Below are 21,731 nucleotides of genomic sequence, written 5' to 3' on the forward strand. Positions count from 1 at the left end.
GAACTCGCCCGGGAGGCACGCGCCTCCGGCGCCCTCGCCAACGTCGCCCGGCTGGTGGCCGCCGCGCACACCGCCGGGTCACAGCTCGTCAGAAGCCCCGGGCGTGTCGAGGCGGCGGTCCGTGCTCAGGCGGCGGCTCTGCGCGTGCGGCCGTGCAGCTTCAGATAGAACAGCTGGAGGGACTCCTCCGGGCTGCCCGTCTCGAACCGGTTGCGGACCTTGCCGAGCGGGTTCCACACCCGTCCGTCGGCCATCCGCACCCCGACCGGCTGCCCGGACCAGGCGCGCTGCCGGTCGTCGAAGTCCACCCAGTGCGCGCCCGCGCGGCGCACGAGCACCTCGCCGACGTACGCGCCGAGTCCGAGGAGCGTGTCGTGGGCCCGCTCCGGGCCGGCGCCGCCCTTGCGCAGTCCGTCGATCAGGAAGTCGACGACCCGCAGGCTGCGTTCGGAATAGTCCAGCGGCAGCCGGCCGCGGGCGGTCACCCGCGCGACGAGAGACGCCGCACACGACCGCATCTCGTCCGCGCACGGAACGCGCTCGTCCACCTCGGTCATGGAACCCCCACCTGGCTCGGCTCGCGGGAGGGACTGCACCCCTCCCCCTGAACCAGCGGATCGCCCGCCGTGAGCATCACGGGCTCGCCGCGTGTCGATCGACACACGGCTGATCCGCAGCCCGCGCACAACCTTTCCGCCGCTCGCGCGTCCCCCGGGCTCCGCGGCCGTGCAGTGACGTTCGTCCTGGACGCTGCGCTGTGTGTAGGTGCCACCTGTCGTGACGGGTGGGGCAGTTGAGCTTCTCGAACCGGTTTCCTTCCAGGGGTGGGACAAGTGAGTCCTCGCGGGACGCGTGCGTACAGGCCGCTGAGCATGAAACGACGGGCGTGGCTGACGCTCGGCGCGGTGCTCCTGGGCGGCGGGGGCGTGGTCACCTACGCCGTCGCCAGCCCGTCCGGCGACGGCGGGGCCGCGGGGCGGGCCAAGCGGCCGGTGCGCGTCCACGACCTGCCGCTGAGGGCCACCGCGGGCGGGGAGCGGGAGCTGCCGCGCACGCGGACCGAGCAGTTCTCGATGCTCGGCGTCTCCTGGGCGGACGCCGGCCAGCGGCTGCACGGCACGGCCCAGGTGCGCACCCGCGCCCTGGGGACCGGCGAGTGGAGTGCCTGGCAGGACCTGGAGACGGACGCCGACCCGCTGGAGGACCCGCGGGCGCGGGCCCGTGCGCGCGGCGCGTCCGAGCCGCTGTGGGTCGGCCCCTCCGACGGCGTGCAGGTGCGGGTCGTCCAGCGGGACGGCTCCGCCGGCTCCGCTCTGCCCAAGGGGATCGAGGTCAGCCTCGTGGACCCCGGGGTGGTGACGGACGCCGAGGCGAAGGCCGCCGAGCCGGCCGCGTTCGTGGCGGCCGGGACACCCACCGACAGCGCCGCGCCCACCGACAGCGCCGCACCGACGGACAGCGCCGCGCCCACGGACAGCGCCGCCCCGTCCGACTCGGCGCCGGCCTCCGACTCCGCGTCGCCGTCCGCGTCCGCGTCCGCGTCCGAGAGCCCGTCGAGCACCGCGCCCACCGCGCCCACCGCGCCGCCGTCCACCGTGCCCGAGCCGCCGATCGTCCCGCGCGCCGACTGGGGCGCCGACGAGTCGCTCAGCCCCGACCCGTCGGAGTACAACGCCGACGTGAAGGCCGTCTTCGTCCACCACACCGACGGCGCGAACGACTACGCGTGCTCCGACTCGGCGGCCATCGTGCGGGGCGTCTACGCGTACCACACGCAGACCAACGGCTGGAACGACATCGGCTACAACTTCCTGGTCGACAAGTGCGGCACCGTCTTCGAGGGCCGCAAGGGCGGCGTCGACCTGCCGGTGCTCGGCGCGCACACCTACGGCTGGAACCGGGAGTCCGCGGGCATCGCGGTGCTCGGCGACTACACCACCACCGGCGCCACCAACGCGGCCCTGGCCTCGGTCGCCCGCGTCGCGGCCTGGAAGCTCGGCCAGTACGGCGCCGACCCCGCCACCAGCGTGCAGCTGAAGGCGGGCGCGAGCCAGACGAACCACTCCGGCACGAGCTTCACCGCGGGCAGCTCGTACACCTTCCAGCGGATCTCCGGCCACCGGGACGGCTACAACACCCAGTGCCCCGGCGGCTCGCTGTACGCGCAGCTGCCGACCGTCCGCGCCTGGGCGTCCGGCCCGGTGCAGGACCTGAAGGTCACCTCGCTGTCCGGCGCGGGCCTGTCCGGCTCGACGTACTACACCAAGGGCGCCGTGACCGCCCACTGGTCCACCGCCACGCCGGGCTCGCTGATCTCCGGGTTCGAGCTGCTGGTCGACGGCAAGGCCGTCACCTCCGTCGCCGGCACCGCCACGTCCGCGAGCGCCACACTCCCGCCGGGCGGCCACACCGTCGCCGTGCGCGCCGTGCACCAGTCCGGCAGGGCCACCACCTCGGCCGCGCTGAACGTCGTGGCGGAGACCACCGCGCCGGCGTTCACCACGACCCCGAAGATCTCGCTGCGCACCGGCACCGTCGACACGAGCGCCGTCCCGGTCACCCTCGGCTGGAAGGCCACCGACAACACCGCGCTGAAGTCCGTGAAGCTGCTGTCGCCGACGACCGCCACCTACGGCCCGACGACCACCGCCTCCAGCCGCACGGCCCCGTCCGGCACCGCCACGACGTGGCAGATGCGGGCGTACGACCACGCCGGCAACTACCGCACGTCCTCGCCCTCGTACACGCCGGTGATCCTCCAGGAGACCTCCGCGGTCAAGTCCGGCAGCTGGACGGCCCGTTCCTCCACCGGCTACCTCGGCGGCAAGTCGTACTCCAGCGGTTCCACGGGCGCGAGCCTGAGCTGGACCTTCACCGGCCGCTCCGCCTCCTGGGTGGTCTCCCGGGCGTCGAGCTCCGGTCAGGCGTACGTCTACGTCGACGGCGTCAGGACCGCCACGGTCGACCTGAAGTCGTCGACCACGCTGTACCGCCAGGCGATCTGGACGAAGACCTGGTCCGGCAGCGCCCAGCGCACGGTGAAGATCGTGGTCGTCGGCACCAGCGGCCGGCCCACGATCACCACGGACGGCCTGGTCTACGTCAAGTAGCCGTCCGCCCGCCGGTCCACCGGGGCGGGCGCCCGGCCCTCGGGGCGGGCGCCCGGCCCGTCGTCACGCCTGACCGGCGGCGCCGGTCGCGTCGCGGCACAGCAGCCGCAGCGAGCCCTGGCCGGCGAAGCAGCGCCGGGCCTCGTCGATGGGGTCCCACAGCCGCCCGTCCGGCGTGCGGATCCAGTGGTCGCCGCCGGACGCCCACCACTCGGCGCCGGTCTGCCGCACGATCACCTCACCGGCGTACGCGCCGAAGCCGCGCAGTACCTGGTCCACGGCGGCGTACGGCGGCTGCTCCCGGCGTATCTCGTCGATCATCCGGTCCACCCGCCACAGGCTCTGCGCCGAGTAGTCGAGACGCACCCGCGCCCCCTCCCGCATGGCCGCCACCGCGTCCGCCGCCCACCGCACCGGCTTCACCGCGGCCGAGGGCCTCGTGTCCTGCTGCGTCTCCCGCTGTGTCATCGTCGTCACATCACCAAGAGCGTGGTGGTGCCACGAATCGTCACGCCGATCAAGGCCCCGGGAGTGTGACGGTCGGGCCTCCCGCTGCGCTCTGCTCACTGATGAGCATGCACTTCCACCTCCGCGCGGTGCCGCCCCCGGCCCTGCGCAACAGCGCCGCGTGGATGGCGCAGCCGTATCGGGCAACCCGTGCCCCAGCGGGCCGGCCCGGGCGGACCGAACCCGGCCGGTCAGCCCAGGCGGTCGGCCAGCGCCTTGAACCGCGCCCAGCTCTGCTTCGGCGGTCCGGGGTTCCACAGCTTCTGCACCGTCGCCCGCAGCGGCATCCGGATCCCGGCCGCGACCTGGGCCTCGCTCTGCGAGTTCGCGAGGTCGCACCACACCGCGAAGGACCCGCCGAGGATCTGCCCGTCGTACTTCGCCGGCACCGCCTGGGTGCCGCGCAGGACGCGCGGGGTCCACGCCTCGTAGATGCGCTGCCCGGTCGGGTAGACGAAGGCGTTCGGCTGCCCGAGGACGTAGTAGAGGAACTCGTCGTTGTAGTTGACGACCTCGCGGCCCGCGCTCAGGTACTCCAGCGGCTGCCGCGCGCCGTACTCCTTGCCGGTCCAGTACCCGACCCGGAGGTCCGCCGCGGGCCGCACGGACGAGCTGCGGAAGAAGCCGTCGTTCCACGCGCGCATCGTGCGGCCGTGCGCGCGGACGGTGTCGGCGCGGTCGTTGAGCCAGCCGGTGGTCAGGTCGGCGACGTTCGCGCCGGAGCCGTACCGCTGCCGGGCGGCCGCGGCCAGCTGCGGGTAGGCGGTCTCCGGGCTGGACGCCATCAGCGCCCGGTACTCGTCGCCGCCGAGGTTCCACTGATCGCCGGGGAAGAGGTCGGCGTACTCGTCGAGCAGGTCGTCGACGAGCCGGGCGGCGGCGGGCTTGGAGATGTCGACGGCCCCGCTCGCCGCCACGCCCTGCGCGTTGCGCAGCTGCAGCTCGGGGTGCGCGGCGATCACCGCGCCGAGGTGGCCGGGCGAGTCGATCTCGGGCACGACGGTGATGTGCCGGCTCCGGGCCAGCGCCACGATCTTCCTGACCTGCGCCTTCGTCAGGTGCTCGCGGGAGACGACCTCCGGGTGCGTGCCGGACTCGATCCGGAACCCCTGGTCGTCGGAGAAGTGCAGCCCCAGCTGGTTGAACTTCAGGTCGCCCAGCTCCCGGACCCGGGCCTCGATCCAGCCGGCCGTGAAGTGCTTGCGGGCGATGTCCAGCATGAACCCGCGCACCGGCTTGGCGGGCTCGTCCCGCACCACGCCCTCGGGCGCCGCGGAACCGCCGCGCACCTCCTGCTTGAGCGTGCGCGTGCCGTAGAAGACGCCCGCGTCCGCCGGGGCGCTGATGGTCACCCGCCCGCCGCGCACGGTCATGGTGTACGACTCCGGGTCCGCGCCGCCGCCGCGGTTCAGCTCGAGGCGCACGTCGCCGGGGCGCGCGTCGCCCTTCTCGCCCGCGTACGTCAGCCCCAGCTCGGAGGCGATCAGCCGGCCCTCGTCCGCGAGGCCCGCGGCGTTCACCACCACCCGCTGCCCGCGCGCCGGACGCCAGCCCGGCCCGTGGGCCGCGGTGTGGGAGCGGACGGCGGGAATGGTGCGCGGGGCCTGCGAGAGGGGATACGTGCGGCTCGGGCTCGGGGCCCGGCCGCCGCTGCCGGAGACAGTGGACGCGCCCGCGTTCCCGGCGTCCGACGGCTGCCCCGCCGCGCCCGCCGGCCCGCCGTCGTCGCCGGAGGCCCAGAGACCCAGGCCCGCCGCGAGCCCGACCGTCCCGGCGAACGCGCCCGCGACGATCATCCGCCTGTGCTTGACTGTCCGCGCCGGTGGGCGGCGCCTGTGCTGACTCACAGCGCCAAACCTAAGTCCCTCCGGGGGCGGCATGCGTCCACAAGGCGTTCCCAAATTTACCCGTGCGGGTGAAATTCGGGCATCCGTCGGACACGTCACGCCCCCTCTCGATAACGTTGCGCCACTCCCCTCACAGATTCCCCTGCCGAAACACGTGACGCCCACACACCTTCCCGGCCGGACCGCCATACCGGCGCTGCCCGAGCAGACCCGCATCCCGTCGTCCGCGACCGCGCTGGACGACTTCAATTCCGCGTCCGCGGACGAGGCACGGCGGCTCCTCCTCGCCTGCCTCCACAGCCCGCCCTGGGCCCGCCGCCTGACCGACCACCGGCCCTACCCGGACGCCGGGTCCCTGCTGGCCGCGGCCGACGAGGCGGCGTACGACCTGGCCCCCGACGATCTGGCGGCGGCCCTGGCCGCGGAGACGCCGGCCGCCCTCCCCGACGACACGTACTCCGCGGCCCACACCGCGCTGAGCGCGGCGTACGCCGCCTACCAGGCCCGGTTCGGCCACACCTTCGTCATCTGCCTGGCCGGTCTCGGTCCGGACGAGACGCTGGATCACGTGTTGGAGGGCATCCGGTCACGGTTGGCGAACGATCCGGAGGAGGAACGGACCGTCGCGGCGGACGAGCTGCGGCGGCTGGCCGGGCAACGGCTGGCGCAGTCCCTGGGGAACACCGGGCGGTGACCGGCGCGCGGCCCCGCCGCGCCGGCACGACCTGCCACAACGGCACAGCTTGCGACACCCGACAGCACAGGCCGCACCACAAGCCGTCGGCGCTCGCCCATCCGCGTGCCACTTCGATCACACCAGTAGACCCGGAGTAAGCACCGCGGCGAACGGTGGCTACGATGCTGGGGGCCGGTGGACCGTACCCGGCCGGGCCCGACCGACAGCACAAGCCGGCGCGGCCCCAATCCCCGCTCCCGGAGGGAATTCCGTGCCGGCTGGAACGCTGTACCGCGGCCGGGAAGGAATGTGGTCCTGGGTGGCTCACCGAGTCACCGGCGTCCTCATCTTCTTCTTCCTGTTCGTTCACGTGCTGGACACCGCTCTCGTCCGTGTCTCCCCCGAGGACTACGACAAGGTCGTAGCCACCTACAAGACCCCGATCGTCGCCGCGCTGGAGTACGGCCTCGTGGCCGCCATCCTCTTCCACGCGCTCAACGGCCTGCGCGTCATCGCCGTCGACTTCTGGTCGAAGGGCCCGCGCTACCAGAAGCAGATGCTCTGGTCCGTCGTCGGCATCTGGGTCGTGCTGATGCTCGGGGCGGTCTACCCCGTCCTCGGCCACGCCGCTCGTGAACTGTTCGGGAGCTGAGATCCATGGCGACCACTGAATCCACCGCTTCGGGCATCGGCCCCGTCGAGGGCGGCTCCGTCTACGGCGTCGACAACCCGGCGCCGCTCATCGAGGCGCCGCGCAAGCGCACCAAGAAGACCCCCAAGTCCACCCGGGGCAACTTCGAGCTGGCGGCGTGGCTGTTCATGCGCCTGTCGGGCGTCGTCCTCGTCGTCCTGGTCCTGGGCCACCTGCTGATCCAGCTCGTGCTGGACGGCGGCGTCTCCAAGATCGGCTTCGCCTTCGTGGCCGGCCGCTGGGCCTCCCCGTTCTGGCAGGTCTGGGACCTGCTGATGCTGTGGCTGGCGATGCTGCACGGCGCCAACGGCCTGCGCACGGTCATCAACGACTACGCGGAGCGCGCGAACACCCGGCTGTGGCTGAAGGGCCTGCTCTACACCGCCACGGTGTTCACCATCCTGCTGGGCACGCTGGTGATCTTCACCTTCGACCCGAACATCCGCTAGGCACGGGGCTGCGAGAATCATGAAGATCCACAAGTACGACACCGTAATCGTCGGCGCCGGCGGTGCCGGCATGCGCGCCGCCATCGAGGCCACCAAGCGCAGCCGCACCGCCGTGCTCACCAAGCTCTACCCGACCCGCTCCCACACGGGCGCCGCGCAGGGCGGCATGGCCGCCGCGCTCGCCAACGTGGAGGAGGACAACTGGGAGTGGCACACCTTCGACACGGTCAAGGGCGGTGACTACCTGGTCGACCAGGACGCCGCCGAGATCCTGGCGAAGGAGGCCATCGACTCCGTCCTCGACCTGGAGAAGATGGGCCTGCCGTTCAACCGGACCCCGGACGGCACCATCGACCAGCGCCGCTTCGGCGGTCACTCCCGCAACCACGGCGAGGCCCCGGTCCGCCGGTCCTGCTACGCGGCCGACCGCACCGGCCACATGATCCTCCAGACGCTGTACCAGAACTGCGTCAAGGAGGGCGTGGAGTTCTTCAACGAGTTCTACGTCCTGGACCAGCTGATCACCGAGGTCGACGGCGTCAAGAAGTCGGCCGGTGTGGTCGCCTACGAGCTGGCGACCGGCGAGATCCACGTCTTCCAGGCGAAGGCCGTGATCTACGCCTCCGGCGGCTGCGGCAAGTTCTTCAAGGTGACGTCGAACGCGCACACGCTGACCGGTGACGGCCAGGCGGCCGTGTACCGGCGGGGCATCCCGCTGGAGGACATGGAGTTCTTCCAGTTCCACCCGACCGGCATCTGGCGCATGGGCATCCTGCTGACGGAGGGCGCCCGCGGTGAGGGCGGCATCCTGCGCAACAAGGACGGCGAGCGTTTCATGGAGAAGTACGCGCCGGTCATGAAGGACCTCGCCTCCCGCGACGTCGTCTCCCGCTCCATCTACACGGAGATCCGCGAAGGCCGCGGCTGCGGTCCCGAGGGCGACCACGTCTACCTCGACCTCACCCACCTCCCGCCGGAGCAGCTGGACGCGAAGCTGCCCGACATCACCGAGTTCGCGCGGACCTACCTCGGCATCGAGCCCTACACGGACCCGATCCCGATCCAGCCGACCGCGCACTACGCGATGGGCGGCATCCCGACCAACGTCGAGGGCGAGGTCCTGGCGGACAACACCACCGTCGTCCCCGGCCTGTACGCGGCCGGCGAGGTCGCCTGCGTGTCGGTGCACGGCGCCAACCGCCTGGGCACCAACAGCCTGCTCGACATCAACGTCTTCGGGCGCCGGGCCGGCATCGCCGCGGCGGACTACAGCCGGCAGGCCGACTACGTCGAACTGCCGGAGAACCCGGCCGAGTTCGTCGTCTCGCAGATCGAGCGGCTGCGCGAGTCCACGGGCACCGAGCGGGTGTCGGTGATCCGCCGCGAGCTGCAGGAGACCATGGACGCCAACGTCATGGTGTTCCGCACCGAGCAGACGATCAAGACGGCGGTCGAGAAGATCGCCGAGCTGCGCGAGCGCTACAAGAACGTGGCGATCCAGGACAAGGGCAAGCGGTTCAACACGGACCTCCTGGAGGCGATCGAGCTGGGCAACCTGCTCGACCTGGCCGAGGTCATGGCGGTGTCCGCGCTGGCCCGCAAGGAGTCCCGCGGCGGTCACTACCGCGAGGACTACCCCAACCGCGACGACGTCAACTTCATGCGCCACACCATGGCGTACCGCGAGGTCGGCGCCGACGGGTCGGAAACCGTCCGTCTCGACTACAAGCCGGTCGTCCAGACCCGCTACCAGCCGATGGAGCGTAAGTACTGATGGCAACCCCTGTTCTGGACAAGGTGGAGGCGGGCGCGGCCGCGTCGCCCTACATCACGGTCACCTTCCGGATCCGCCGGTTCAACCCGGAGATCTCGGCCGAGGCGACCTGGGAAGACTTCCAGCTGGAGATCGACCCCAAGGAGCGCGTCCTCGACGGTCTCCACAAGATCAAGTGGGAACTGGACGGCACGCTGACCTTCCGCCGTTCCTGCGCCCACGGCATCTGCGGCTCGGACGCGATGCGGATCAACGGCAAGAACCGCCTGGCGTGCAAGACGCTGATCAAGGACATCAACCCCGAGAAGCCGATCACGGTCGAGCCCATAAAAGGCCTGACGGTCCAGAAGGACCTGGTCGTCGACATGGAGCCGTTCTTCCAGGCGTACCGGGACGTGATGCCCTTCCTGATCACGAAGGACACCAACGAGCCGACGCGCGAGCGTCTGCAGTCGGCCGAGGACCGCGAGCGCTTCGACGACACCACGAAGTGCATCCTGTGCGCCGCCTGCACCTCCTCGTGCCCGGTGTTCTGGAGCGACGGCCAGTACTTCGGCCCGGCCGCCATCGTCAACGCGCACCGCTTCATCTTCGACTCGCGTGACGAGGCCGCCGAGCAGCGGCTGGAGATCCTCAACGACCGCGACGGCGTCTGGCGCTGCCGCACGATCTTCAACTGCACGGACGCCTGCCCGCGCGGCATCGAGGTCACGAAGGCGATCGCGGAGGTCAAGCGAGCGCTGATCACGCGCCGCTACTGAGCCACCCCTGCGCCGTCCCCGCCACGGCGACACGGGCCCTGCCCCCGGTGACACACCGGGGGCAGGGCCTTTTCCGGCTGCGCCTCCCGACGGTGTTGCCCGGCGGCTACCGCGGACAGCCCGAGGGGCCGCGCCCATGCGGTGGCATGCGGTGGGAGCGGCCCCTCGGGCACGGAAACGACGGCGGTCAGCCGCGGAGCACGCGGCCCTGCGAGTCGGTGCGGTCGTTGCTGGTGAGGAACATGATGCCGTCGATCAGCGCCCAGACGCCCAGGCCGCCGCAGGTGAACAGCTGGGCGATCGCCACGCCGGTGTTGCCGACGTAGAAGCGTCCGGCACCGAAGCCGCCCAGGACGATCTGCAGGACACCCGCGACGATCTTGGACTTCTCGGAGTAGGGGCGGCCCTGCGGGTCGTTGCCGTAGGGGGACTGGGGAGTGGGGACGGTCATGGCACTGCTCCTGGCGTGTAAGTCGAGATGAGAGAACCGGATGGGATAGGTCCGGTCTTGACCCAGGAGGGATCACGTCACGACGTCACGATGCCCCCGCGCCGTTATTCCCCCCGTGACCAGCGAGCTTAGAGAGGCGGGAGCGCAAGAGGGGAGTGGTGGCGAAAATTCGTTCTTGTTCCGTGATCAAATTCCGTCACTGGCCTGGACCAGGCTCAGACGACGTTGCGCGCCACCGTCCACGCCACCGCCACCGCGAGGACCAGCAGTTGCGCCCGGCGGCTCAGGGCCGGCTGCCAGCGGCGGCCGCGCAGGCCCTCCAGGATCCAGCGGGCCAGCAGGGCGAGGGCGAAGGGCGAGGCGAGCAGGAGCGCCCTGTTGTCCAGCCAGGCCGCCGCGAAGTCACCGTGCATCAGGTCGTACGCCATGCGGGTCCCCCCGCAGGCGGGGCAGAGCAGACCCGTGACGAGACGGAAGGGGCAGCGGGGCAGCAGGTGGCCGGGCTGGTGCGGATCCACGCCGTAGAGGTAGGCGGCACCGGCCGCGCCCGCGACGAGCACCGCGAGCGGCGCCGTCGCCGGCGCGCGCAGCACGGATAGCGGGGCGGACGGTGTTTCAGCCACGCAGAACGCGTCCCTGGGCGTCGGTCTGACCCTCGCTCACCAGCAGCATGATGCCGTCGATCAGTGCCCAGATCCCCAGGCCGCCGCAGGTGAACAGCTGCGCGAGGCCCATGCCGACGTTGCCGATGTAGAACCGGCCGACCCCGAGGGTGCCCAGGGTGAGCTGGAGGACACCGGCGATGATCTTCGACTTGTCGGAGTACGGGCGCCCGTAGGGGTCGTAGCCGTACGGGGCGTTCGGGTCGAACGGGGCGGCGGCGCCGTAGGGCGGCTGGCCGTAGGCGTACGCGCCCGGCTGGCCGTACCCGGCCGCGCCGGGCTGGCCGTACCCGGCAGGACCGGGTCCGTAGGGGCCCTGGGGACCCGGTCCGTAGGGACCCGGTCCGTGCGGGCCCTGGGGGCCGGAGTCCTGCGGGCCCGGTGCGGGCGGCGTTTCACTCAAGGGAACTGCTCCTGTGGCGGGCGTGTCGTCCGGGGACACGCGAAGATACGATGACCTACCCGATCATCATGCCCGAGCGGCGCGCGGCACAGAAGCCGTGGTTAGGCTCTCCTACCGTGCCCGCGAAGAACGAGGGCCCCGAAGCGGGTCCGACGCCGTCCACCAAGTCCGAGCAGACCCGCACGCTCATCCTCGAGACCGCGATGCGGCTGTTCCGGGAACGCGGTTACGACCGGACGACGATGCGGGCCATCGCCCAGGAGGCCGGGGTCTCCGTCGGCAACGCGTACTACTACTTCGCGGGCAAGGAGCACCTGATCCAGGGCTTCTACGACCGGATCGCCGCCGAGCACCAGGTGGCGGTGCGGGAGGTGCTGGCGCGGGAGACCGACCTGGAGGCACGGCTCGCCGGCGTGCTGAAGGCGTGGCTGGACATCGCCACGCCGTACCACGAGTTCGCGGTGCAGTTCTTCAAGAACGCCGCCGATCCCGACAGCCCGCTCAGCCCCTTCTCCCCCGAGTCGGAGCACGCGCGCGTGGAGGCGGTCTCCGTCCACCGGCAGGTCCTGGCCGGCGCGACCAGGACCAAGGTGCCGGAGGACCTGCGGGACGTCCTGCCCGAGCTGATGTGGCTCTCCCAGATGGGGCTCGTGCTGTACTGGATCTTCGACCGGACGGAGGGCCGCGAGCGCAGTTACCGGCTGGCGGAGCGGGGCGCGCGGCTGACGGCCCGCGGGGTGTCGCTGTCCCGGTTCCGGGTGCTGCGGCCGCTGGTGCGGGAGGTGCACGAGCTGTTCACGGACTTCCTGCCGGGGATGACGAAGGTGATGCCGGATCCGGCGGTCAAGGCGCGGCAGGGCGAGTGATCACTTTCGGGTGAAGCGGTTCGAACGGGACGCCCGGTGCCGCGCCTGCCTACGATGATGTTCTCGACACCAGCCCCTAGGAGGCACGCGATGTCCGCTGCATCCGTCGAGCAGCCCTTCGACGACGACGAGCCGTTCTCGCTCACGGCCCTCGCCGACGAGATCATGGAGCGCCATCCGGGCTACCGCGTCGAGATCATCGGAGGCCACCTCCTCGTGACCCCATCCCCGGATGCCCCCCACGCCCGCGCCCTGACCGGCCTCATGATCCCCTTCATCGACGCCGGACTGCACGGCGCTGAGACCGAGGTCCTGCAGAACGTCGGGCTCTGGCTGCCGACCGGTGCCGAGGACTACGCCATCCCCGACCTCGTGGTCGTCGACGCCGACATCGACGACCACTACATCGAGAACAACGCGTACGACCCGGTCTGCTTCCGTCTCGTCCTGGAGGTCACCTCCGGAAACTGGAAGGACGACCTCAAGACGAAGGTCGCCGCCTACGCGGAGGCCGAGGTGCCGGTCTACGTCGTCGTCGACCGCAAACACCAGCGTCTTCACGTGCTCGCGGAACCCGTCGGGGGGGCGTACCAGTACCACCGCCCGCACGCCCCCGGGGACCTCGTAACCCTGCCCGACTCCATCGGCGCCAAGGTCACCCTCGACGTCGACCAGATCCTCAAGGCCGGGCAGAAGAAAGCTAGTTGACCGCGTCCACCTCGCCCTCGGTCAACTCCACGTCGTACACCAATGGTCCCTCCGTGACCACCACGTGCCTCGCCCGCGTCCCGTGCGAAGACGCCGTCACCGCGAGCAGGTACGCCCCCGGACCCGGCACCGACACGATGTACGAGCCGTCCGCCAGGGACGTCACGCGGTCCAGCTGACGGCCGCCCTTCGACATCAGCGTCACCGAGGCGTCCTCCACCGGCTCACCGTCCGGCGTGCGGACGAAGCCGTGGATCACCGAGGCGGGGCCCGGCTCGGCCGCCGCTTCCACGTCCTCCTCCTTGGGCTCCACCGCCAGGTGCGGCAGCCGCTTCTCCAGCCAGCCCGGCAGCCACCAGTTGGACGTGCCCACCAGGTGCATCACGGCCGGCACCAGCGCCGTACGCAGCACGAAGGCGTCGAGCGCCACCGCGGCGGCCAGGCCCACGCCCGCCATCGCCGCGCCCGAGTTGCCGCTGAGGACGAACGCCAGGAACACGCAGACCATGATCAGGGCCGCGGAGTTGATCACGCGGCTGGTCTCGGCCAGGCCGACGCGGACCGCCCGCGCGTTGTCGCGGGTGTGCACCCACTCCTCGTGCATGCGGCTCACCAGGAACACCTGGTAGTCCATGGACAGGCCGAACAGCAGCGACAGCATGATGACCGGCAGGAAGGCGTTGATCGGGCCCTCCTTGCCGAGGCCGAGCAGGTCCAGGCCCCAGCCCCACTGGTAGACCGCGACCAGCACGCCGAAGGAGGACGCCGCGGCGATCAGGTTCATCAGCGCGGCCGTCAGCGGCACCACCAGGGAACGGAAGGCGATCAGGAGCAGCAGGAAGCCCAGCCCGATGATCGTCGCGATGAAGAGGGGCAGACGGTCGCCGGTCACCGACGCGAAGTCCTTCGACACGGCCGTCACACCGCCCACGTGCGCCTGTGCGCCCGCCCGCGGGATCACGTCGTCGCGCAGGGTGTCGATCAGCCGGTCGGTCTCCTTGGACTGCGGTGACGTGGTCGGCATGACCTGGATCACCGTCACGCCCTTCGCGGGCGGCAGCGCGGTGACCCGGGCGACCCCGGCCGTGTCCTGGATGTCCTTGACCAGCGTGGCGGTGTCGCCGCTGACGGCGACCACCTGGAGCGGGCCGTTGAAGCCGGGCCCGAAGCCCTCGGCGAGCAGGTCGTACGCCTTCCTGGTGGTGCTGGACGCTTCGTCGTTTCCCTGGTCGGTGGCGCCGAGGCGCAGCGACAGCACGGGGACGGCGAGGACGGCCATCACGACCAGCGCGAGCACGGCGATGCCGACGGGGCGCTTCTCGACCTTCGACGACCAGCGGGCCGCGAGTCCGCTCGCCTTCTCCGGCTCGGCGGTTCCCTCGGCGGCGAGCCGGCGGCGCTGGCGGCGGCTGAGGACCCGCGGGCCGAGGAAGCCGAGCAGGGCCGGGAGCAGGGTGGTGGCCGCCAGCACGCTCAGCACCACCGTCAGCGAAGTGCCGACGACCACGCCGTCCAGAAACCGCAGACGCGTCACCAGCATGCCCGCCAGCGCGATGCACACCGTGCCGCCCGCGAACAGCACCGCGCGGCCGGAGGTGTTGAGGGCCGTGACCGCGGCGTCCTCGGGATCCATGCCGCGCAGGATGCCGCGGCGGTGCCGGGTGACGATGAACAGGGCGTAGTCGATGCCGACGCCGAGGCCGATCAGGGAGGCGAGCAGCGGGGCGATGTCGGGGATCTCGAACGTGTGGCTGAGGAGCTGGGTGGAGAACAGGCCCGTGCCGACGCCGAACACCGCGATCGCGATCGGCAGCAGCATCGCCACCAGCGAGCCGAAGGCCAGGAACAGCACCACGGCCGCCGCGACGATGCCGACCATCTCCGACAGGCCCTGCGGCGGCTCCTGCACGCGCCAGATCGCCTGGCCCCCCAACTCGACCTGGAGGCCGTCGCGCCGGGCCTCCTGCGCGGTGTCGACCACGTCCTGGACGAGTTCCTTGGGCACCTCGTTCGCGCGCTTGGCGAAGGTCACCTGGGCGTAGGCGATCTTCCCGTCGCGGCTGATCTGCGCCGCGCCCCGGGGCCCGGTGTACGGGCCGGTCACCGCGCCGACGCCGGGCATCTTCGCGATGTCGTCGAGGGCGGGCTGGATCCGGGACCGTACCGCCTGGTCCCTCACCGTGCCCTCGTCGACCTTCCACACCACCGTGTCGGTGTCGCCGGCGGTGTCCGGGAACGCCTTCTGCATCAGGTCGAAGGCGCTCTTGGAGTCCGTGTCGGGGAGGGAGAAGACGTTCGCGTAGTCCGTGCCCGCGGCCGAGGCCGAGAAGCCCAGCCCGAACAGCGTCCCCACCCACAGCAAAAGGACCACCAGCCGGTGCCGGTAGCACCAGCGTGCCAATGCCGCCAACTTCAACAGCTCCTCAGTCGCTCGGTCCGTCCCCCGGGGTCAGGGCAACAGCATCGGCGCCGCCACGCGCGCGTGGGCGCCGGCCCGCTCGACTCTCAAGGAACTCCAAAGAGGTATCACGCCCGGCCCCCGGCGCCCCGCCCGATACTGGTGGGCATGACGACGGTTCCCGGCACGGTACTGGTGGTGGAGGACGAGCCGAGCATCGCGGACGTCCTTGCCATCGCCCTGCGCTACCACCGCTTCGAGGTGCTGACGGCGGGCAGCGTCCGGGAGGCGCTCGCGCTCGTCGAGCGGGCCGGCTCCCCCGCCCGGCCGGGCCCGCGCGGAGCGGCCCCGATCGACGCCGCCCTGCTCGACGTCATGCTCCCGGACGGCGACGGCCGCGCCCTGGGCCGCCGCCTGCGCGCCGAGCGGCCCGAGCTGGCGCTGGTGTTCCTCACCGCACGCGACGCGCCCGCCGACATCGTCGGCGCGCTGGGCTTCGGCGACGACTACATCACCAAGCCGTTCAACATCGACGAGGTGGTCGCCCGGATCAGTGCGGTGCTGCGGCGCACCCGGCCCGCCGACGTGCTGCCGCAGCGGCCGCCGCTCCGGTACGGCGACCTGGAGCTGGACGAGACGACGTACAGCGTCCACCGCGCGGGACGCACCGTCGAGCTCACCCCCACCGAGTACGCGCTGCTGCGCTTCCTGGTGCGCAACGGCGGCCGGACCGTCTCCAAGGAGCAACTGCTGCGCCATGTCTGGCAGTACGAGCACGCCCCGACCGAGTCGACGGTCGTGGAGACCTACATCAGCTATCTGCGGCGCAAGCTGGACACCCTGGGGGCGCCGGTGATCACCACCCGGCGCGGGGTGGGATACGGGCTCGCGTGAGGGTCCCGCGGCCGCGCTGCAGACGGGGCCTGCACTCGCTGCGGGCCAAGCTGACCATGGCGAACGTGGCGCTGCTCGCGCTCGGCATCGTCGCGGCGACCGCGGTCAGCCTGATGGGCATGCGGTACTACCTGCTCGACCAGGTCGACACCGAGCTGACCAAGACCCGTGATTCGCTGGGCGGTTCGCAGCTGACGCTGCGCGAGATCGACTCTCTGAGCGTGCTGGGGTTCGTCCGTGAGCGGCTGGCGCCGGAGCACACCGACGAACGGTCGACGCCGGACTCGATCTTCGCGGCGGTCGACGGGCACGGGGAGCCGCTGAGCGTCATGGGGTTCAGGCCGACCGGGGCGCAGCGGGCCCTCGCGGAGGCCGTCCGCGACCCGGGCGGCCTGGCGCGGGGCGCCGGGCCGCACTCGGTGACCGTGCACGGCGCCTCCTACCGCGCCACCGCGACCCCGCTCGCCGACGGCACGTTCGTGCTGATGGCCAGCTCCACGGAGGCCCTGCACCGGGGCATCGCCAAGGCCCTCAAGCTCGACCTCACCATCGGCACGCTGCTGCTGATGCTGCTGGCCTGGCTGACGATGGTGTCGGTGAGCCGCCGGATGCGGCCGCTGGAGGACATGGTGGAGACCTCGTCGGCGATCGCCGAGGGCGACCTGACCCGGCGGGTGCCCTCCAGCCACCATCCGACGCAGGAGGTGGAACAGCTGCGGCTCGCCCTGAACTCGATGCTGCACCAGGTCGAGTCGGCGTACCGCACGCGCGAGGACAGCGCGGCCCAGCTGCGCCGCTTCGTCGCGGACGCCTCGCACGAGCTGCGCACCCCGCTGTCCGCGATCCGCGGCTACCTCCAGCTGTACGACAAGGGCATGCTGAGCGATCCGGCGGAGCGGCGGCGGGCCTGGGACCGGGTGCTGGCGGAGACCGACCGCATGGGGCGGCTGGTCGACGAGCTGCTCACGCTGGCCCGCCTCGACCAGCGGCCCGAGCTGCGGTTCCGCAACGTCGACGTCAGCCGCCTGATGCGGGAAGCGGCCGAGGACCTGCGGGTGCAGCAGCCGGAGCGGCCGATCTCGGTCGGCGCCGACGGCTCCCTGCTGGTGCGCGCCGACGAGTCGGGGCTGCGGCAGGTGCTCGGCAACCTGGTGGGCAACGTGCGCACGCACACGCCCGCCGACGTGCCGGTGCGGCTGGGGGTGGAGCGGACGGACGGGCTCGTACGGCTGTGTGTCGCGGACGAGGGTCCGGGGCTGGCGGAGGAGGACGCGGCCCGCGTCTTCGACCGGTTCTTCCGCGCCGGAGGGGGCGCGGGCAGCGGGCTGGGCATGGCGATCGTGCAGGGCGTGGTCCAGGCGCACGGCGGCGAGGTGACGGTGTCCACGGCCCCGGGCAGGGGCCTGACGGTGACGGTCACCCTGCCGGCCCAGGCGACGGCCCGGTCGTAGGGCTGTGGGGCTGTGGGGCCGTGGGGCCGTAGGGCTGTGGGGCCGTAGGGCTGTGGGGCCGTAGGGCTGTGGGGCCGTAGGGCTGTGGGGCTGTGAGGCTGTGAGGCTGTGAGGCCGTAGCGCCGTGGGGCTCGTCGCGGAGCAGGGCCTCAGACGCCGCCGCGCAGGCTGCGGGACAGGCCCAGGGCCGCTGTTCTCACGGCTGGGGCCAGTTGGGCGGGGCGGAAGCGGGAGCGGGGGACGGCGACCGAGAGGGCGGCCACGGCCGTGCCGCCGGCGAACACCGGTGCCGCGATGCAGCTCACGCCGAGGGCGGCCTCCTGCTCCTCGTAGGCCAGGCCGGAGACCTGGATCTTCTCCAGCGTCATGCGCAGCCGCGCCGGGTCGGTGATCGAGTGCGGGGTGAGGCTCGGCAGCGGGCTGGAGAAGACCTCGTCGGCGAGTTCGGCGCCGGAGAAGGCGAGCAGGGCCTTGCCCACTCCGGTGCAGGTCAGCGGGAGGCTGCCGCCGATGCGGGAGGGCAGTTGCAGGGCCTCGTGGCCGTGGATGCGCTCCAGGTAGACCACCTCCAGGCCCTCCCGGACGCCGAGGTGGACGGTCTCGCGGGTGGCCTCGAAGAGGTCCTGCAGGAACGGCAACGCCGCCTCCCGCAGATCACGCCGGTGCGGGACCAGCGAGCCGAGTTCGAACAGCTTCGCGCCGAGCCGGTAGTGGGCGCCCGAGCGCTCCAGCCAGCCGAGGGCCACCAGGTCCGCGGCGAGCCGGTGGACGGTCGGCTTGGGCAGGCCCGACCGTTCGGCGAGTTCCGTCAGACGGTACGGGCCACCGGTCGGCGGGAAGCATTCCAAGATCCGGGCCGCCTTCTCCAGCATGCTGCCGCCCATGTTGTTCCGTGTCACGGAACAAAGTTTGTCGCGACGGCGCCGCACTGTCTATACCGGTCGGCAGACACCGGGGCGCCGAGCCCCACCCGGTCCCATCACTCCCCTCCTGGAGGTAGCCCGTGCCGACCGTCCCCGACAGCGTCCTGGCGGACGCCGCGCCACCGGACGTGGCCAAGGCCGCCGACGCGCTCGCCGAGGCCGCCCGTACCGGTGCCGCCTGTCCGCCCGTGCGCACCCTCTTCGCGGACGGCGACATCGACGCCGCCTACGCCGTGCAGCGGCTGAACCTGCGCCGCGGCCAGGCCGCCGGCCGCCGCGTCGTCGGCCGCAAGATCGGCCTGACCTCCCCGGCCGTGCAGCGTCAGCTCGGCGTGGACCAGCCGGACTTCGGCGCCCTGTTCGCGGACATGGCCGTGCCGGACGGCGGCGAGGTGCCCGCCGGGCGGCTGCTGCAGCCCAAGGTGGAGGCCGAGGTCGCGCTCGTGCTCGGCCGTGACCTGCCGCACCGGGAGTGCACCGTCGTCGACGTGCTGCGCGCCGTGGACTTCGCGCTGCCCGCGCTGGAGATCGTGGACAGCCGCATCCAGGACTGGGACATCTCCATCGTCGACACCGTCGCCGACAACGCCTCCTGCGGGCTGTACGTCCTCGGCGGCACCCCGGTCCCGCTGACCGCGGTCGACCTGCGGGCGCTGCGGATGACCCTGACCCGCAACGGCGAACCGGCCTCGGAGGGGACCGGCGCCGACTGCCTCGGCGGCCCCCTCAACGCCGCCGTCTGGCTGGCCTCCGCCCTGGCCGCCATGGGCGACCCGCTGCGGGCGGGCGACCTGGTGCTGACCGGGGCCCTCGGCCCGATGGTCCCCGCCGCCCCGGGCGACGTGTTCGAGACCAGCATCCCCGGCCTGGGCTCCGCGCGGGTCGGGTTCGCCGCAGCAGGAGCAGCAGGAGCCGCAGCAGGAGCAGAAGGAGACGACAAGTGAGCAGCGAGACGAACGCCCGTACCAAGGTCGCCGTCATCGGATCGGGCAACATCGGCACCGACCTCCTGATCAAGGTGCTGCGGCTGTCCGACAGCCTGGAGATCGCGGCCATGGCGGGCATCGACCCCGACTCCGACGGACTGGCCCGCGCCCGCCGCCTGAAGGTGGCCACCACCCACGAGGGCGTCGACGGCCTGGTGGCGATGGACGAGTTCGCCGACATCGAGATCGTCTTCGACGCCACCTCCGCCGGCGCCCACAAGCGCCACGACGAGGTGCTGCGCCCCCTGGGCCGCACCCTCGTCGACCTCACCCCGGCCGCCATCGGCCCCTATGTGGTGCCCCCGGTCAACGGCGACGCCCACCTCGACGCGCCGAACGTCAACATGGTCACCTGCGGCGGCCAGGCCACGATCCCGATCGTGGCCGCGGTCTCCGCCGTCACCCCCGTCCACTACGGGGAGATCGTCGCCTCCATCGCCTCCCGCTCCGCGGGCCCCGGCACCCGGGCGAACATCGACGAGTTCACCGAGACCACGTCCTCCGCCGTCGAGCGGGTCGGCGGCGCCGCCCGCGGCAAGGCGATCATCATCCTCAACCCGGCCGAGCCGCCGCTGATCATGCGCGACACCGTGCACTGCCTCGTCTCCGACTGCGACACCGAGGCCGTCACGGCCTCCGTCGAGGAGATGGTCGGCCGCGTCCAGGCGTACGTGCCCGGCTACCGCCTCAAGCAGAAGGTGCAGTTCGACCGGGTGCCGGCCGACGACCCGCTGCGCGCCCTGCTGCCCGCCACGGCGCGCGGTGAAGGCGCCGAGGCGCTGAAGGTCTCGGTCTTCCTCGAGGTCGAGGGCGCCGCCCACTACCTCCCGGCCTACGCCGGAAATCTCGACATCATGACCTCGGCGGCGCTGCGCACCGCGGAGCGCATGGCCGCACACCGCTCCACCGAGGGGGCCGCACGATGACCACGACCCAGACCGACACGACCACCGGCGCCGGCGCGTCCGTCCCGCCCGCCCTGTACGTGCAGGACGTGACCCTGCGGGACGGCATGCACGCCGTACGCCACCGCTACACCGTCGAGCAGGCGTCGGCCATCGCCGCCGCGCTGGACGCGGCCGGCGTCTCCGCGATCGAGATCGCCCACGGCGACGGCCTGGCCGGCTCCAGCATCAACTACGGCGTCGGCGCCCACACCGACTGGGAGTGGATCGAGGCCGTCGTGGGCGCCGTGCGGCAGGCGGTGCCCACCACCCTGCTGCTGCCCGGCATCGGCACCCTGCACGACCTGCGGCAGGCGCACGCCCTCGGCATCCGCTCGGTGCGCGTCGCCACCCACTGCACCGAGGCCGACATCGCGGCCCAGCACATCGCCGCCGCCCGCGAGCTGGGCATGGACGTCGCCGGGTTCCTGATGATGTCCCACATGGCCGAGCCCGCCGAACTGGCCCGCCAGGCCAAGCTGATGGAGTCCTACGGCGCCAACTGCGTCTACGTCACCGACTCCGGCGGCCGGCTCACCATGGACGGCGTGCGCGACCGGTTCCGCGCCTACCGCGACGTCCTCGACCCGGCCACCGAGCTGGGCATCCACGCCCACCACAACCTGGCCCTGGGCGTGGCCAACACCGTCGTCGCCGTCGAGAGCGGCGCCGTGCGCGTCGACGCCTCCCTCGCCGGGCAGGGCGCGGGCGCGGGCAACTGCCCGCTGGAGGCGTTCATCGCCGTCGCCGACCTGTCGGGCTGGAAGCACGGCTGCGACCTGTTCCCGCTGATGGACGCAGCCGACGACCTCGTACGGCCGCTGCAGGACCGGGAGGTCCGGGTGGACCGCGAGACGCTGAGCCTCGGCTACGCGGGCGTGTACTCCAGCTTCCTGCGGCACGCGGAGACCGCCGCCGCCCGGTACGGCCTGGACACCCGCTCGATCCTGGTCGAGGCCGGCCGACGGGGCATGGTCGGCGGCCAGGAGGACATGATCACGGACATCGCCCTGGACCTGGTCGCGGCCACGAAGGGCTGACCCCAACCCCAGATGCCGCCGACCCCGGCCCACGGCGCCGATCCCGGCGCGTTGCCGATCCCGGCGGGTTGCCGATCCCGGCGCGTTGCCAATCCCGGCGGGTTGCCAATCCCGGCGGGTGTGCCGATCCTCCCCGGGGCCTGCCGGTCCGGCTCGCGCTGCCGGTCCCGATCCTGCGGGTCCCGGCTTG

The 21,731-nt window shown here is 72.1% G+C and carries 21 protein-coding genes; 13 read left to right on the forward strand and 8 right to left on the reverse strand.

Annotation, left to right across the window (positions count from 1 at the left end):
- Nucleotides 1–125: 125 nt before the first annotated feature.
- Nucleotides 126–557: a hypothetical protein gene (locus AB0G63_RS18305; protein ID WP_360751048.1), complete on the reverse strand. Its 432-nt coding sequence runs from the start codon at nt 555–557 to the stop codon at nt 126–128.
- Between the two features lie 315 nt (nt 558–872).
- Between AB0G63_RS18305 and AB0G63_RS18310 the strand changes: the two genes are divergently transcribed.
- Nucleotides 873–3,110 (forward strand): peptidoglycan recognition protein, encoded by a 2,238-nt coding sequence (locus tag AB0G63_RS18310; RefSeq protein ID WP_360751050.1) that lies wholly within the window; start codon nt 873–875, stop codon nt 3,108–3,110.
- 63 nt (nt 3,111–3,173) lie between these two features.
- Here the strand turns inward: AB0G63_RS18310 and AB0G63_RS18315 are convergent, their stop codons facing one another.
- The gene (locus AB0G63_RS18315) at nt 3,174–3,578 is read right to left on the reverse strand and encodes a hypothetical protein (RefSeq protein WP_360751194.1); all 405 of its coding nucleotides are present in this window, start codon (nt 3,576–3,578) and stop codon (nt 3,174–3,176) included.
- A 230-nt stretch (nt 3,579–3,808) separates the two neighbouring features.
- A complete protein-coding gene (locus AB0G63_RS18320) occupies nt 3,809–5,413 on the reverse strand; it encodes a glycoside hydrolase family 20 protein (protein ID WP_360751052.1) in 1,605 nt (534 codons plus the stop codon).
- Between the two features lie 205 nt (nt 5,414–5,618).
- On the opposite strand from AB0G63_RS18320, the gene AB0G63_RS18325 reads away from it, so the two are divergent.
- The 5 genes from AB0G63_RS18325 to AB0G63_RS18345 all read left to right on the forward strand — a co-directional run bounded on the left by AB0G63_RS18325 (nt 5,619) and on the right by AB0G63_RS18345 (nt 9,815).
- A complete protein-coding gene (locus tag AB0G63_RS18325) occupies nt 5,619–6,158 on the forward strand; it encodes a 2-oxo-4-hydroxy-4-carboxy-5-ureidoimidazoline decarboxylase (protein WP_360751054.1) in 540 nt (179 codons plus the stop codon).
- 253 nt (nt 6,159–6,411) lie between these two features.
- Nucleotides 6,412–6,792, forward strand: a complete 381-nt coding sequence (sdhC, locus tag AB0G63_RS18330; RefSeq protein WP_324789028.1) for a succinate dehydrogenase, cytochrome b556 subunit — start codon at nt 6,412–6,414, stop codon at nt 6,790–6,792.
- A 5-nt stretch (nt 6,793–6,797) separates the two neighbouring features.
- Nucleotides 6,798–7,280, forward strand: a complete 483-nt coding sequence (locus tag AB0G63_RS18335; RefSeq protein WP_324789029.1) for a succinate dehydrogenase hydrophobic membrane anchor subunit — start codon at nt 6,798–6,800, stop codon at nt 7,278–7,280.
- Nucleotides 7,281–7,299: 19 nt separating this feature from the next.
- On the forward strand, nt 7,300–9,054 hold the full coding sequence (gene sdhA / locus AB0G63_RS18340; RefSeq protein WP_360751057.1) for a succinate dehydrogenase flavoprotein subunit: 1,755 nt from the start codon (nt 7,300–7,302) through the stop codon (nt 9,052–9,054).
- On the forward strand, nt 9,054–9,815 hold the full coding sequence (locus tag AB0G63_RS18345) for a succinate dehydrogenase iron-sulfur subunit (protein WP_360751059.1): 762 nt from the start codon (nt 9,054–9,056) through the stop codon (nt 9,813–9,815). The genes sdhA and AB0G63_RS18345 overlap by 1 nt, the downstream gene beginning before the upstream one ends.
- 187 nt (nt 9,816–10,002) lie before the next feature.
- Here the strand turns inward: AB0G63_RS18345 and AB0G63_RS18350 are convergent, their stop codons facing one another.
- The 3 genes from AB0G63_RS18350 to AB0G63_RS18360 all read right to left on the reverse strand — a co-directional run bounded on the left by AB0G63_RS18350 (nt 10,003) and on the right by AB0G63_RS18360 (nt 11,331).
- A complete protein-coding gene (locus AB0G63_RS18350) occupies nt 10,003–10,266 on the reverse strand; it encodes a TM2 domain-containing protein (RefSeq protein ID WP_324789032.1) in 264 nt (87 codons plus the stop codon).
- Nucleotides 10,267–10,481: 215 nt separating this feature from the next.
- Nucleotides 10,482–10,889, reverse strand: coding sequence for a DUF2752 domain-containing protein (locus AB0G63_RS18355; RefSeq protein WP_360751061.1), 408 nt, complete (start codon nt 10,887–10,889; stop codon nt 10,482–10,484).
- Complete coding sequence (locus AB0G63_RS18360) at nt 10,882–11,331, reverse strand: TM2 domain-containing protein (RefSeq protein WP_360751063.1); 450 nt, start codon at nt 11,329–11,331, stop codon at nt 10,882–10,884. Before AB0G63_RS18360 ends, AB0G63_RS18355 begins: the two co-directional genes overlap by 8 nt.
- 116 nt (nt 11,332–11,447) lie before the next feature.
- Between AB0G63_RS18360 and AB0G63_RS18365 the strand changes: the two genes are divergently transcribed.
- Both AB0G63_RS18365 and AB0G63_RS18370 read left to right on the forward strand, forming a co-directional pair.
- Complete coding sequence (locus AB0G63_RS18365) at nt 11,448–12,197, forward strand: TetR family transcriptional regulator (RefSeq protein WP_360751065.1); 750 nt, start codon at nt 11,448–11,450, stop codon at nt 12,195–12,197.
- A gap of 90 nt (nt 12,198–12,287) precedes the next feature.
- Complete coding sequence (locus AB0G63_RS18370; protein WP_360751067.1) at nt 12,288–12,905, forward strand: Uma2 family endonuclease; 618 nt, start codon at nt 12,288–12,290, stop codon at nt 12,903–12,905.
- On the opposite strand, the gene AB0G63_RS18375 is transcribed toward AB0G63_RS18370, so the two are convergent.
- A complete protein-coding gene (locus tag AB0G63_RS18375; protein WP_360751196.1) occupies nt 12,898–15,306 on the reverse strand; it encodes an MMPL family transporter in 2,409 nt (802 codons plus the stop codon). The two genes, AB0G63_RS18370 and AB0G63_RS18375, sit on opposite strands and share 8 nt — an antisense overlap.
- Before the next feature lie 165 nt (nt 15,307–15,471).
- Here AB0G63_RS18375 and AB0G63_RS18380 point away from each other — a divergent pair, with 165 nt between their 5' ends.
- Nucleotides 15,472–16,197 carry a response regulator transcription factor gene (locus AB0G63_RS18380; protein ID WP_360751069.1) on the forward strand — a complete coding sequence of 242 codons (726 nt, stop codon included), beginning with the start codon at nt 15,472–15,474 and terminating at the stop codon, nt 16,195–16,197.
- 56 nt (nt 16,198–16,253) lie between these two features.
- Nucleotides 16,254–17,648 (forward strand): HAMP domain-containing sensor histidine kinase, encoded by a 1,395-nt coding sequence (locus AB0G63_RS18385; RefSeq protein WP_360751197.1) that lies wholly within the window; start codon nt 16,254–16,256, stop codon nt 17,646–17,648.
- Nucleotides 17,649–17,797: 149 nt separating this feature from the next.
- Here AB0G63_RS18385 and AB0G63_RS18390 read toward each other — a convergent pair whose 3' ends face one another.
- Complete coding sequence (locus AB0G63_RS18390) at nt 17,798–18,520, reverse strand: IclR family transcriptional regulator (protein ID WP_360751200.1); 723 nt, start codon at nt 18,518–18,520, stop codon at nt 17,798–17,800.
- Nucleotides 18,521–18,651: 131 nt separating this feature from the next.
- Here AB0G63_RS18390 and mhpD point away from each other — a divergent pair, with 131 nt between their 5' ends.
- From mhpD to dmpG, 3 genes are read left to right on the forward strand one after another with little or no spacing between them, the layout of a single operon-like run.
- On the forward strand, nt 18,652–19,515 hold the full coding sequence (mhpD, locus tag AB0G63_RS18395; protein WP_360751071.1) for a 2-keto-4-pentenoate hydratase: 864 nt from the start codon (nt 18,652–18,654) through the stop codon (nt 19,513–19,515).
- Nucleotides 19,512–20,483 (forward strand): acetaldehyde dehydrogenase (acetylating), encoded by a 972-nt coding sequence (locus AB0G63_RS18400; protein ID WP_360751073.1) that lies wholly within the window; start codon nt 19,512–19,514, stop codon nt 20,481–20,483. The genes mhpD and AB0G63_RS18400 overlap by 4 nt, the downstream gene beginning before the upstream one ends.
- Nucleotides 20,480–21,541 (forward strand): 4-hydroxy-2-oxovalerate aldolase, encoded by a 1,062-nt coding sequence (gene dmpG / locus AB0G63_RS18405; RefSeq protein WP_360751075.1) that lies wholly within the window; start codon nt 20,480–20,482, stop codon nt 21,539–21,541. Before AB0G63_RS18400 ends, dmpG begins: the two co-directional genes overlap by 4 nt.
- Nucleotides 21,542–21,731: the final 190 nt, after the last annotated feature.

It is taken from the genome of Streptomyces sp. NPDC020996 (assembly GCF_040641355.1).
Classification (GTDB): Bacteria; Actinomycetota; Actinomycetes; order Streptomycetales; family Streptomycetaceae; genus Streptomyces.

Coding starts and splice junctions, on each gene's coding strand:
- dmpG (WP_360751075.1), top strand. CDS start 20,480: ATGACCACGACCCAGACCGACACGACCACCGGCGCCGGCGCGTCCGTC.
- sdhA (WP_360751057.1), top strand. CDS start 7,300: ATGAAGATCCACAAGTACGACACCGTAATCGTCGGCGCCGGCGGTGCC.
- AB0G63_RS18390 (WP_360751200.1), bottom strand. CDS start 18,520: ATGCTGGAGAAGGCGGCCCGGATCTTGGAATGCTTCCCGCCGACCGGT.
- AB0G63_RS18380 (WP_360751069.1), top strand. CDS start 15,472: ATGACGACGGTTCCCGGCACGGTACTGGTGGTGGAGGACGAGCCGAGC.
- AB0G63_RS18315 (WP_360751194.1), bottom strand. CDS start 3,578: ATGACACAGCGGGAGACGCAGCAGGACACGAGGCCCTCGGCCGCGGTG.
- AB0G63_RS18350 (WP_324789032.1), bottom strand. CDS start 10,266: ATGACCGTCCCCACTCCCCAGTCCCCCTACGGCAACGACCCGCAGGGC.
- AB0G63_RS18310 (WP_360751050.1), top strand. CDS start 873: ATGAAACGACGGGCGTGGCTGACGCTCGGCGCGGTGCTCCTGGGCGGC.
- AB0G63_RS18305 (WP_360751048.1), bottom strand. CDS start 557: ATGACCGAGGTGGACGAGCGCGTTCCGTGCGCGGACGAGATGCGGTCG.
- AB0G63_RS18320 (WP_360751052.1), bottom strand. CDS start 5,413: ATGATCGTCGCGGGCGCGTTCGCCGGGACGGTCGGGCTCGCGGCGGGC.
- AB0G63_RS18335 (WP_324789029.1), top strand. CDS start 6,798: ATGGCGACCACTGAATCCACCGCTTCGGGCATCGGCCCCGTCGAGGGC.
- AB0G63_RS18370 (WP_360751067.1), top strand. CDS start 12,288: ATGTCCGCTGCATCCGTCGAGCAGCCCTTCGACGACGACGAGCCGTTC.
- AB0G63_RS18385 (WP_360751197.1), top strand. CDS start 16,254: ATGGCGAACGTGGCGCTGCTCGCGCTCGGCATCGTCGCGGCGACCGCG.
- AB0G63_RS18345 (WP_360751059.1), top strand. CDS start 9,054: ATGGCAACCCCTGTTCTGGACAAGGTGGAGGCGGGCGCGGCCGCGTCG.